Below are 10,692 nucleotides of genomic sequence, written 5' to 3'. Positions count from 1 at the left end.
CCCGCCAGCCACCCGCCCCACCCCCCCCCCCCCCACCCCCCGCCCCCCCCCCCCCCCCCCCCCCCCACCACCTGGATGCCGCCGGCGATCGCGGCGAATCCGATTGCCATGAGAACACTTTCGCGCGACACCGCCGCACTCTGACCGGTCAGTTGCCGCGGGTGACGAATCCGGCGTCGAGCATGGTCTTGTAGTCCGGCAGCGGCGTCGAACGGTCAACCTTCCCTTGGTCCTTGGCCCAGGTCCCCAGCTCGGCGAGGGTATCGGCGAGCTCCGGCCGCAACTGCAGGGTGTAGTCGAATTCGGGCAGGATCTTCTTGATCAACGCCGGGCTCAGCTGGGTGGCGGTGGCGACCGCGGACACCGCGTCGTCGGAGCGGGCGGTGAGTTGGGTCCCGGCGTCCCCCAGTGCGGCGAAGAACGCCGTCAGCGCAGCCGATTTCGACGCGATGGCGGTATCGGTCGCCAGGTACAGGCTGTGCTGGTTGTAGGTGCTGCCGGTGAGCTCGACGGCGTCATCACCCAGGGATTCGGCGACCTGGGCCTGGTAGGGCTGGAAGATCGAGACGGCGTCGACATTGTGCTGGGTCGCCGCGGTCAGCGTCGCGGACGGTGCGACCTGCACGAGGTTCGCCGAGATGCCGTTGTGCGAGAGCACATTCGACGCGAAGTAGGCGGCGCTGGTGCCCAACGGTGTGCCGATCGAATGCCCGGCCAGGTTCGCGACCGAGGTGATCCCGGCGCTGCGCCGGGCGATGATCCGCGAACCCTGCCACCGCGATCCGTCCCCGACCACGCGCAGTGCGGGCGATCGGGTCAGCGTGGCCGAAGTGGGCACATCGGCGGCGGTGGCGATGTCGACCTGGTGGGCGGCGAGCGCCTGCAACGCCTCCACACCGGTCGAGAAGTTGACGACCTTCACCTTCACGTCGTGATTGGTGAACAGTCCGGCCTGCTGGGCGACCGGAATCTGCGCCCACGACGGGTCGACCACGAATCCGACGGTGAGGGTTTTCGGGTCGGAATCATCGGAGGACCCGCACGCGGTCAGCGGCAGGGCCAGCGCGAGTACGGCGAGGGCGGTGGTCAGGGGGCGGAGGAGTTTCTTCACGACTGTTCTCTTCTTCTCTTCAAATCGCGTGCTGGATACCGAGTTCGTGGTGGAGCCGCCGGCGCAGTTCGCTGTAGCCGGGCTGATCGGCCAGAGCGTCCGCGGGCCGGGGCCGGGACAGCGGGTTGGGGATCTGATCGGTGATCCGCCCGCCCGCGAGCACGCTGATGGTGTCGGACAACCGGATCGCCTCGTCGACGTCGTGGGTGACGAAGACGACGGTGCGTTGCAGCCGGGTCCACAGATCGATGAGCAGGTCCTGCATATTGAGCCGGGTCAGCGCATCCAGCGCCGCGAACGGCTCGTCCATGAGCATGATCTCGGGCTCGCCCGGAGCATCCGTGCGATCCCGACGCGTTGACGCATCCCGCCCGACAACTGGGCGGGCCGCTTGCGCCGCACGTCCGCGGGCAGTCCGACCAGGTCGAGCAGCTCGTCGATCCGATTGCCGCGCAGGCGAACCGGCACCCTATGGGCGCGCAGCGCGAAGTCGATATTGCCCGCCACGCTCAGCCACGGGAACAGCACGTCCCGCTGGAACGCGACACCGCGGCGCGGGTCGGGGGCGAGCACCGGCACGCCGTCGTCGGTGATGGTGCCCGAGGTAGGGGTGATGAGCCCGGCCAGGCAGTGCAGCAGGGTCGATTTGCCGCTGCCCGACGCGCCCACCAGCACCGTGAACGAGCCGTCCGGAACGGTCAGATCGATGTTGTGCAGGGTGGGCTGCGGGGTGTTCGGGAAGCGGACCGTCAGGTCGCGGGTGGCGATCGCCATGGCTAGCTCACCTCCCGCGCCCAGCGCTGGACCGGGGCGCTGATCACCGCGATCACCGCGTCACCGATCGCACCCAGGACCCCGAGCACCAGCAGGCAGAAGATCAGCCGGTCGGCCTGGGAGAACAGCTGCGCCTGATAGATCCGATATCCGAGACCCGCCGTGGTGCCGGTCATCTCGGCGACCACGATGAGCACGAACGCCATGGCCGCGCCGACCCGCACACCGGCCACCACATCGGGCAGCCCCTCGGCGATGACGACGCGCGTCAGCGTTTGCCAGCGCCCCGCGCCGAGGCAGCGTGCGGCTTGCAGGTAATCGGCCGGGGTTCCGGAGAACCCGGAATGGCTGTTGATCCAGACCGGAACGAACACACCCAGGGCGATCACCAGGATCTTGCTGTTCTCGCCGATGCCGAACCAGAGAATCGCCAAGGGCACCAAACCGATAGTCGGCACCGGCGACAACAAGCGCAGCACCGGCTGCAACAAGGCCCGCCCGATCCCGGTACTCGCGGTGAGGATCGCCGCGAACACACCGGCGGCCGCGCCGAGCAGCAGACCGAACACCGCCCGGCGCAGGCTCGCCGTGAGATCGGGGATCAGCAGCCCTTCGGCCCACAGCGTGTGCCCGGCCGTCAGGATCTGGGGAACGGTCGGAAACAGTTGGCGGGGAAAGGGTTCGGCTGCGGCGACCAGGGACCAGGCCAGCACGGCCAATCCGATTCCGGCCGCGGTGCCGCCGATCGATCGCCATCGCGGCGACCAGCGCGGGTACGGCCGCCGCGTCCGGCGCGGTTCGTCCGCCACCGCGGCGGTCGGTTGCGCCGCGGGGCGGTCCGATGTGGTGTGCACGCTCGATGTCATGGGATTCACCTGAATTCGGCAGAGCTAGGTGGTGGGACGGACCGTCGTCCGCAGATCGACGGCGGCCAGATCGGGATGCGGCTCGAGCGGCACCCATTCGGCGGGGACGGCCTGTGCGCGATACACCAGCGGGGTGTCGCTGAGCCGGTCCACGCCCGGCACGCGCGGCTCGTGCACCTCGGGTTCCCCGGCGACGCCGCGACCCTCATAGGGCGACACGTACTCCCACACCACATCGCCCTGCGGGGTGACCTGGAACAGGCGGCCGGTCATGCCCTCGGTGACGAGGGTGTTGCCGTTCGGCAAGCGCTGGGCGTTGCTGACGAACGAGCTGAAGAAGGTCCACGACGGCAGCCCGGAATCCTCCGCCGTGTACTGCCACACGATCTGCCGGGTCGTCGGATCGATCTCGAGGACCCGGGATCCGGCGTAGATGCCCAGGGCCGCGGGCGGATACCCCGCGCCGCCCTGATTGTCGAAGACGAGGATATTGCCGGCACCCGGCAGGCCGTCGGCGATGAGATGCGGATTGTGTTGCCCGGAGATCTGATCCAGCGGCCGCGGCACCTTGTGCGCGTTGATCCGCTGGTGCTGCGCCCCGGCCTCGGCGTCGAAGTACGGGCCCAGCCTCCACACGATCGAACCGGACGCCTTGTCGATCAGCGCCACCACATTGGCCTTGCGGCTGCTGATCAGGATGTTGTCGGGCTGGAACACACTGTCGGGGTCGGCGCGATGCCAGCGGTTGGGTCCCAGCGTCTTCGCACTGTTGATCTCCAGATAACCCCAGGCATCGTCGGGGTCGCGAGCGACGGTCTCGCGCAGGGCATCCCACCCGGCGTCGGAGAATCCGAGGTCCTCGAGATGGTCACCGGCCCGCCACTCCCAGACGATCGACCCGTCCGGGGCGACCTCGTAGAGCCCCTGGTCGCCGACCACATTCGAGCCCAGCTGCGGAACCACCCGAGGAATGGTCACCAGCAGCAGGCGGTTGCCATTGGCCAGCAGTTCCCAGTCGTGGTTCTGCCGGGCGGCACCGCCCGGAGCCTGCGTGCCCCACTCCCACACCCGGTCGCCGTCCCAGGTCAGTTGTCCCACAGTGCCATTGGCGTAGATCCCGCCGCGCGGATCGCCGCTGAGCGAGAGCTGTACCCCGACGTCACCCAGCCGCCCGGTCAGCGCCGGATCCAGGATGCGCGGCGGCACACCGGCACAGGGCCATTCGTGGCGCACCGTGCCGTGCATGTCGATGAGCCGGGTGACGGAGTCCGCGCCGGTGAAGACGATGTAGCTGTCATGGGCTGATTCCGGTTCGTAAAAGGTGACACCGGTGAGTCGTACGAAGGCCATGCATTCACTCCATCAGTCGGCTGTTAAGCGGTCGGGTCACGGATGTAACGAATCTAATCGATTTGCGCGGGACGGAACCGGTGCGGAGACTGTAAGAATCAGAACGATTTCAAGCCTGGGCAACCGGCCCGCGAGCGACGAGAGTTGGGACCAACGTGACTGCCAAACGCGCCACCCTCGCCGATGTGGCCCGGCGAGCGGGTACCTCGACCGCCGTCGTGAGTTACGTCCTCAATGACGGCCCGCGCCCGGTCTCGGATGCTCTGCGCGCCAAGGTGACCGCCGCCCTCGACGAACTCAACTACCGCCCCGACCGCGCCGCGCGCGCCCTGCGCAGGCCGCGGCGCTGGCGGCACCTCGGCCTGCTGGTCCCCGACGTCCGCCTCCCCCTCTTCGGCACCCTGGTCGGCCACATCGAGATCGAGGCCCGCCACCGCGACCACCTCACCCTGATCGGCAATACCGCCTACGACCCCGAACGCGAGATCGAGTTCGCCGCGGCTTTCGTGGATTCCGGTATCGAGGGGCTGATCGTGGTCGGCGGGGCCAACGGTCCGGCGACAGCCGAATTGTGCAGGCAGGCACGCATTCCCATCGTCTGGGTGCACAACAACCGCGACCACGTCGACGCGGGGATGGTCGGCGCCGATCACGTGCAGGCGGGACGGCTGGCCGCGAGCCACCTGGCCCGGGACCATCACCGCCGATCCATCGTCTTCGTCGGCGGATTCACCCCCGACGAGGTCCCGCACGGTGACCGCGAAACCGTCGCCCAGCGCTACGAGGGGTACGCCTCCGTCGTCGGACCCGCTGCCGCGCAACGGATTCCCACCGACCTCACCCCGGCCGGCGCGTACGACGCCGTGCGGCGCTACCTCGCCGACCATCCCGCGCCGGACGGACTCGTGGTCGGCACCTACGCTCAAGCCGCCGCGACCTTGCGCGCGGTCGCCGATTTCGGCCTGCGCATTCCCGAGGACGTCGCCGTCGTCGGCTACGACGCCGATGCCGCGAACACCTACGCCCCGCTGATCCTGACCACCGTGCAACAGCCGATCGACGACATTGCCCGCACCGCCCTGGCCCGCGTGCTCGACGCGGCCGGAAGTGCGAACTCCCCCACCGCTCCCCCGATACCCTTCGGCGTCCGCCTGAGTCTCGGCGAAACCTGTGGCTGCACACCGGAACGGACAACTTCCGCACCCGTCGGATGACGCGGCCAGCCGGCAGCATCAGCGCCGCAGCCCGGAACCTGAATCTGACCCAGCCGACGCTCAGCCGCCAGCTGCGGGATTGGAGCGGCGCGTCGGTGCCGAGTTGTTCGAGCGAGAGGGCCGCAACCTGTTGCCGACACACCTCTGTCGGGTCAGACCGTGCACAGAGACCAGGCGGTGGACATGCCGCGAGCAAATCAGCCACACCGGCGACAGAAAGTTGACGAGTCACCACGCCGGGTTACCTGCGGGACGTTATGGGGTATCGAACCACGAACACGAACCGCTGCGAATAGGTGTAGCAAACGCGCGTGTCTCTGAGAGTTCATCGCTATAGTCTCCTGAGAATTCGGACTGGCTTGTCGAACGAAGTGAACTATTCATGGAGGTCGGACACGTGCTTGGTCAGTTTCCTCTTGTTCTTCGTAGCGGGTCGGCGAAAGTGCTGGCTGCGCTGGGTGGCGTAGTTCTCGGGTTGTCAATGGTGACTCCCGCCGGGGCGGACTCGATCTATCCGATACCCGATCCGGATCCGTTCTACGCCGCCCCGGCGGATCTGGCGGCACACCAGCCCGGTGACGTGCTCCGCGTGCGGGCAATGCCGCCGGTGGCCGTATTTCCGGGCGCCACCGTTACTCTTGTGCAATTCCGATCCGCCAACTCCCGGGATGAGCCGATCGCGGCGACCACCACGGTCCTCACCCCCGCCGGTCACCGGCCCGACGGCCCATTGATGTCGTATCAGCACTTCATCAATGCGCTCGGCACTCGCTGTGCGGTGTCGCATCAGCTGTACTCCGACGATCCGAATCTCTTGACGACGGCGTCGATTCTGAATGTGGCGATGGCGCAGGGCTGGAGCATCGCGCTGCCGGATCATCTCGGTCCGTACTTCGCATTCGGCGCGACGCGTCTGGGCGGCCGGATCGTTCTGGACGGCGTCCGAGCGGTGAAACAGGTGCCAGAACTCGCGTCGCAGCAGAGCCCGGTCGCGTTGGCCGGCTACTCCGGCGGCGGCATGGCCACCGGGGCAGCGGCGGCGATGCAGCCCACGTACGCACCGGAACTGAAACTCGCGGGCGCGGCCATCGGCGGTGCCCCGATGAACCTGCTGACGATGGTCGAGGCGCTGGGCTACAACCCGCACCCGGCCTTCGGGCTGGTTATGGCGGCGGCGATCGGCCTCGAGCGTGAATATCCGAGCCAGTTGCCAATCAGCTCGTACCTCAACCAGCGTGGCTTGGCGATCCGCGATGCCATGGCCAACGACTGCACCAATCAGATCCTCGCAGACGGCCTCGGCGGCAGCGCGCGGGAATTCATGACCGATACCTCGGGTTTCGACGTCGGTGAAGGCCGGGCGGTGCTGGAGGAGAACAGCTTGGAGCTCTTCGGCGAAGTGCCGGCAACACCGGTGTTCGAATGGCATTCACCCGACGACCCGCTGATTCCGGTCCAGGCGATCGACAACACCGATCACCGCTGGTGTGCGGCCGGTGTTCCAGTGCAGGCGATGCGCGTTCCCGCACCCGAGCATCTGTCGGGAGCGGTGATCGGTGCCCCGGAGGTGATGGCGTGGCTCAACGGCCGGGTTCGCGGCGAGCCCGCACCCAGCAACTGTTGACGGGAACAGGGGTGCTGTAACTTCTCGGCCGACATTCTCAGCTGTCCCGATCGGGCGGTTCCGGCTGCCCACCCCGGCGGAGTGGTCGGCCGAGTCCATTGCTCGACCATGAAGGCCGCGGCTACGAAAGCCAGGAACAGGCATATCGCGGCGATTCCCTTGTCCCACTCGGGTATCGGGCGGCGGCGCCCGGCTCTGGTCGTCACTCCTCCAGCATCACCGCCCGGCGCCGCCCAGCGCATCCGTAGATCTACCCGGCCCGCGAACGTCGCGGCCGCGCGCAGGGAAGTGGCTCGCCCCCTGGACCTGCGCTTCCGCACCACAAGGGTGGGCGCAGCAATTTATGCCAGGGCGGCGAGCCACGACTGACGCTGGCCAGCCCCTCTCCTGCCCGCCGGCCCCAGAATCAGGGGCACCTGCTGACCGCGACGTACGCCGAGCGCGGCGCCCGAGGGTGAAGGGGTTCAGGTAGTAATGGCGCAGAAACCAACGAAGTTCGGGTAGCCGCAGGTCAGTTCACCGGCGGCGATCGGCGCACAGCCGGGCCATGATCGGCGACTTCGGCTCGATCCGGAAGTTCCGCCAAAAGCCAAATACGTCAAAAGATTTCATTTCGTCAGATCAGCGCGTTCGGCACCCGAGCGGAACGAACAACAGCACCGAGCAAGCCTTGGTGGTCCACCAAATAAGCTGAGCATCCGAGAACTTATCCGCCACCATCGGAACCGTTGGTCTCATCGCCAGCACGACCCTTCAGGTGTTGCCCGTCCGCAATAGAAGGAGGAGTCATGAGCAGGGAACCGAACCACGACGATCAGCCGGACTTCGAAGCGCTGTACCGGGACGCGTCATCGGAACCGGGTGCTCCCGCGTTGATCCCCTGGGACATCGGCGGCCCACAACCGGTCGTGCAGCAGTTGGTGGCCTACGGCGCCGTGCGGGGCGAGGTGCTCGACCCCGGAACCGGCCCGGGACATCACGCGATCTACTACGCATCCAAGGGCTACTCGACCACCGGTATCGATGCGTCGCCGTCGGCGATCGAGCGGGCCAAGCGTAACGCCGAGCGCGCCGGGGTGACGGTGGACTTCGAGGTGGCCGACGCCACCAAACTCGAGGGCTTGGAGGACCGGTTCGACACCGTCGTCGACAGCGCGTTCTACCACGTGTTCCTCGACGACGAAGAAATCCAGACCCGGTACCTGCAGGCCCTGCACCGGGCCACCAGGCCGGGGGCGCGACTGTTCATGTTCGAATTCGGCCGCCACAACGTCAACGGCTTGCAGCTCGAAGGTTTGCCGGCCGAGAATTTCGACCGCGTGCTTCCCACGGCCGGGTGGCGCCTCGACCACCTGGGAACCACCACCTACCAGGGCAACTTCAGCCCGGAGACGTTCACCTATATGACCAAGGAGATGAGCGAGGACTCCGGATGGGCCGATCGGATGAAGCCGATGCTCGAACAACTCCAGGTCATTGGGCCGTTGCTGAAAAACAATCGGGTGCACCTGCCCGTGTGGGCCGTGACCGCCACGCGCCTGGACTAGCGCTGGCCCGGCTGTCCTACGACCAGGCCCGTGACCTGCTCGACGCCGCGACCGCCGTCGACGGGCCGGGGACCGGGTGGGATCTGCACGAGCTCCGGCATTCCGTGCTCACCCATCTCGGCGAGGCCGGCGCGAGCCTGCTGGAGCTGATGGCCAAGTCCCAGTCCCACGACGAGATCCTCGCCCTCTGCGCGAAAGCCGGTGTGGTGCCGCGGATCGGCGCCGAGGGCCGCAGCGTGCAGACGGTGCTGGCACTGGTCGCGGCAGGATTCGGCGGGGCGGTGCTATCGGATTCACACCGCGCGCTGCGCCGGGTCGGAGTGATCGCCCGGCCGCTGGCCGGCACCCGGACGACACTGCGACTGGTGTGGCGCGGCGGCGACCGGAATCCGGCACTGGAACGACTGCGCGCGGTGCTGGCCGAGGTTCGTCTCGATGGCGAGCAGCCGCCCCGGTGAAGGCCTGGCCGTCGTGGAGGCGGGATACCTCCGCGCGGAATCGGGTAGCGGCTACAGCGCGGGCAACGTGACGACCTGCGCGCCGAAGGCGAGACCGGCACCGAAACCGGCGAGCAGTGCGGTGCCCCCATGCAGGTGTGTACCACGTCACCCTCCGATTGTGAACGCGCACACGGTAACCCGACGTAAGAGACAACTGGGGTAACGACATTTGCGAGTTCTCGAGCCGCTCGCCGGGTTTCGCCTGCCGCCAAACCTATGTATATTAGGTTTAAACCTAATAGTCTTAGGAAGGAGTGGCTGATGTCGCCGCGGGTGGGTCTGAACGCCGAACGCATCACGCAGGCAGCCGCCGAGATGGCCGATGCCATCGGACTCGACAACGTCACGCTGGCCGCGGTCGCCAAGCACTTCGGGGTGAAGGATCCGAGCCTCTACTCGCATGTCCGGAATCTGCGGGATCTGCGCACTCGCATCGCCCTGCAGGCGGCGGTCGAGATGACCGACCGGATCGGTGTGGCGGTCCAGGGACGGGCGGGTCGCGACGCGCTGATCGCCTTCGCGAACGCCTACCGCGACTACGCCCGCGAACACCCCGGCCGCTACGACGCGACCCAGCGCAAGCTCGACAACGAGGCCATCGCCGACGCCCCCGGAGCGGTCCGCAGCGTGCAGCTCACCGAAGCCCTGCTTCGCGGCTACGACCTCGACGGCCCAGAGCTCATCGACGCGGGCCGACTGCTGCGCAGCACCTTCCACGGTTTCGCGACGCTCGAGACCGTCGGCGGCTTCAACCACTCCCGTGAGACCGACGGGTCCTGGGCGCGCATCCTCGACGCCCTCCATCTGCTGCTGACCCAGTGGCCGACATCGAAACAGGTGACCCCGCAATGAGATCCGAGACACTACCGGTACCGGGCGCGACCATCTACTACGAGGTGCGCGGCAGCGGCCCGCTCGTGCTGTTCCTGCCCGGCGGCGGGGGCGACGCGGCCTCGGCGGACCCGATCGCCGAGGTTCTCGAGGACCGGTTCACGGTGGTTTCGCTGGATCAGCGCGGTTATTCGCGCAGTGTCCTCGACGGTCCGCAGCGGACCCAGCGGGTCGAGGTGCAGAGCGACGACGTCCACCGGCTGCTGAGCCACCTCACCGGCGAGCCCGCGCTCGTCGTCGGCGGCAGCAATGGCGCGATCGTCGGACTCGAGCTGCTGGCCCGGCATCCGGAGCAGGTGTCGCTGCTGATCGCGCACGAACCACCGTGTTTCGCCGTCCTTCCCGATGCCGCCGAACAGCGCGCCATGATCGACGAGGTCTACACGCTGTTCCGCACCGAAGGCCCCGGCCCGGCGTCGATGCGCTTCCTGGCGGGCATCGGCAATGCGATGAAACCGTCTCCCATGCCCGACGAGCTGCCGCCGCGCGCCGCCGAGATGTGGGCACGACTGGCGGCCAACGGCCCACTGATGCTCGAACACGAGCTGCGGGAATTCACCTCGTACCTACCCGATTTCGCGGCGCTCGCCCCGGTGGCCGATCGACTGGTCCTGGCCGCCGGGCGCGAGACCAAGGGCTGCCTGCCGTACCGCCCTGCCGTCGAGATCGCCCGCCGGCTGGGGATCGAGGTCACCGAGTTCCCCGGCGCCCACAATGGTATGCGCACCGAGGCCCCCGAATTCGCCGCGCGGCTGGGCGACATCCTGACCGCGCACCTGCGCGCCGGAGCGGCCGGACGCTGTTAGCGTCGGCAC

12 protein-coding genes are annotated in these 10,692 nt (G+C 67.9%); 7 read left to right on the top strand and 5 right to left on the bottom strand.

The window, feature by feature from the left end; genetic code table 11:
* Positions 1 to 148: 148 nt before the first annotated feature.
* The 5 genes from ACWEOI_RS32905 to ACWEOI_RS32885 are packed head-to-tail and all read right to left on the bottom strand — an operon-like array spanning position 149 to position 4,101.
* Complete coding sequence (locus tag ACWEOI_RS32905) at positions 149 to 1,111, bottom strand: ABC transporter substrate-binding protein (RefSeq protein WP_452362128.1); 963 nt, start codon at positions 1,109 to 1,111, stop codon at positions 149 to 151.
* A 19-nt stretch (positions 1,112 to 1,130) separates the two neighbouring features.
* Positions 1,131 to 1,421 (bottom strand): hypothetical protein, encoded by a 291-nt coding sequence (locus ACWEOI_RS32900; RefSeq protein WP_452362127.1) that lies wholly within the window; start codon positions 1,419 to 1,421, stop codon positions 1,131 to 1,133.
* On the bottom strand, positions 1,388 to 1,885 hold the full coding sequence (locus ACWEOI_RS32895) for an ABC transporter ATP-binding protein (RefSeq protein WP_452362126.1): 498 nt from the start codon (positions 1,883 to 1,885) through the stop codon (positions 1,388 to 1,390). The genes ACWEOI_RS32900 and ACWEOI_RS32895 overlap by 34 nt, the downstream gene beginning before the upstream one ends.
* Before the next feature lie 2 nt (positions 1,886 to 1,887).
* Complete coding sequence (locus tag ACWEOI_RS32890) at positions 1,888 to 2,751, bottom strand: ABC transporter permease subunit (RefSeq protein WP_433665677.1); 864 nt, start codon at positions 2,749 to 2,751, stop codon at positions 1,888 to 1,890.
* Positions 2,752 to 2,775: 24 nt separating this feature from the next.
* Positions 2,776 to 4,101, bottom strand: a complete 1,326-nt coding sequence (locus ACWEOI_RS32885; protein WP_433665676.1) for an aryl-sulfate sulfotransferase — start codon at positions 4,099 to 4,101, stop codon at positions 2,776 to 2,778.
* A 155-nt stretch (positions 4,102 to 4,256) separates the two neighbouring features.
* On the opposite strand from ACWEOI_RS32885, the gene ACWEOI_RS32880 reads away from it, so the two are divergent.
* The 7 genes from ACWEOI_RS32880 to ACWEOI_RS32850 all read left to right on the top strand — a co-directional run bounded on the left by ACWEOI_RS32880 (position 4,257) and on the right by ACWEOI_RS32850 (position 10,683).
* Positions 4,257 to 5,315 carry a substrate-binding domain-containing protein gene (locus tag ACWEOI_RS32880; protein ID WP_433665675.1) on the top strand — a complete coding sequence of 353 codons (1,059 nt, stop codon included), beginning with the start codon at positions 4,257 to 4,259 and terminating at the stop codon, positions 5,313 to 5,315.
* Positions 5,312 to 5,539 (top strand): LysR family transcriptional regulator, encoded by a 228-nt coding sequence (locus ACWEOI_RS32875; RefSeq protein WP_452362125.1) that lies wholly within the window; start codon positions 5,312 to 5,314, stop codon positions 5,537 to 5,539. Before ACWEOI_RS32880 ends, ACWEOI_RS32875 begins: the two co-directional genes overlap by 4 nt.
* Positions 5,540 to 5,697: 158 nt before the next feature.
* Complete coding sequence (locus ACWEOI_RS32870; protein ID WP_452362124.1) at positions 5,698 to 6,939, top strand: lipase family protein; 1,242 nt, start codon at positions 5,698 to 5,700, stop codon at positions 6,937 to 6,939.
* Positions 6,940 to 7,727: 788 nt separating this feature from the next.
* The gene (locus ACWEOI_RS32865) at positions 7,728 to 8,486 is read left to right on the top strand and encodes a class I SAM-dependent methyltransferase (RefSeq protein WP_452362123.1); all 759 of its coding nucleotides are present in this window, start codon (positions 7,728 to 7,730) and stop codon (positions 8,484 to 8,486) included.
* Positions 8,456 to 8,944 carry a LysR substrate-binding domain-containing protein gene (locus ACWEOI_RS32860; protein WP_452362122.1) on the top strand — a complete coding sequence of 163 codons (489 nt, stop codon included), beginning with the start codon at positions 8,456 to 8,458 and terminating at the stop codon, positions 8,942 to 8,944. Before ACWEOI_RS32865 ends, ACWEOI_RS32860 begins: the two co-directional genes overlap by 31 nt.
* Before the next feature lie 303 nt (positions 8,945 to 9,247).
* A complete protein-coding gene (locus tag ACWEOI_RS32855; protein WP_452362121.1) occupies positions 9,248 to 9,838 on the top strand; it encodes a TetR/AcrR family transcriptional regulator in 591 nt (196 codons plus the stop codon).
* Positions 9,835 to 10,683 carry an alpha/beta fold hydrolase gene (locus tag ACWEOI_RS32850; protein ID WP_452362120.1) on the top strand — a complete coding sequence of 283 codons (849 nt, stop codon included), beginning with the start codon at positions 9,835 to 9,837 and terminating at the stop codon, positions 10,681 to 10,683. Before ACWEOI_RS32855 ends, ACWEOI_RS32850 begins: the two co-directional genes overlap by 4 nt.
* Positions 10,684 to 10,692 lie beyond the last annotated feature (9 nt).

Source organism: Nocardia sp. NPDC004340 (genome assembly GCF_053602575.1).
This window is presented reverse-complemented; position numbering and strand designations above follow the sequence as displayed.

What these genes read in the sequence shown, in the direction of transcription:
- ACWEOI_RS32875 (WP_452362125.1), top strand. Translation starts at nt 5,312, where the DNA reads ATGACGCGGCCAGCCGGCAGCATCAGCGCCGCAGCCCGGAACCTGAAT.
- ACWEOI_RS32850 (WP_452362120.1), top strand. Translation starts at nt 9,835, where the DNA reads ATGAGATCCGAGACACTACCGGTACCGGGCGCGACCATCTACTACGAG.
- ACWEOI_RS32855 (WP_452362121.1), top strand. Translation starts at nt 9,248, where the DNA reads ATGTCGCCGCGGGTGGGTCTGAACGCCGAACGCATCACGCAGGCAGCC.
- ACWEOI_RS32865 (WP_452362123.1), top strand. Translation starts at nt 7,728, where the DNA reads ATGAGCAGGGAACCGAACCACGACGATCAGCCGGACTTCGAAGCGCTG.
- ACWEOI_RS32885 (WP_433665676.1), bottom strand. Translation starts at nt 4,101, where the DNA reads ATGGCCTTCGTACGACTCACCGGTGTCACCTTTTACGAACCGGAATCA.
- ACWEOI_RS32900 (WP_452362127.1), bottom strand. Translation starts at nt 1,421, where the DNA reads ATGGACGAGCCGTTCGCGGCGCTGGATGCGCTGACCCGGCTCAATATG.
- ACWEOI_RS32870 (WP_452362124.1), top strand. Translation starts at nt 5,698, where the DNA reads ATGGAGGTCGGACACGTGCTTGGTCAGTTTCCTCTTGTTCTTCGTAGC.
- ACWEOI_RS32895 (WP_452362126.1), bottom strand. Translation starts at nt 1,885, where the DNA reads ATGGCGATCGCCACCCGCGACCTGACGGTCCGCTTCCCGAACACCCCG.
- ACWEOI_RS32890 (WP_433665677.1), bottom strand. Translation starts at nt 2,751, where the DNA reads ATGACATCGAGCGTGCACACCACATCGGACCGCCCCGCGGCGCAACCG.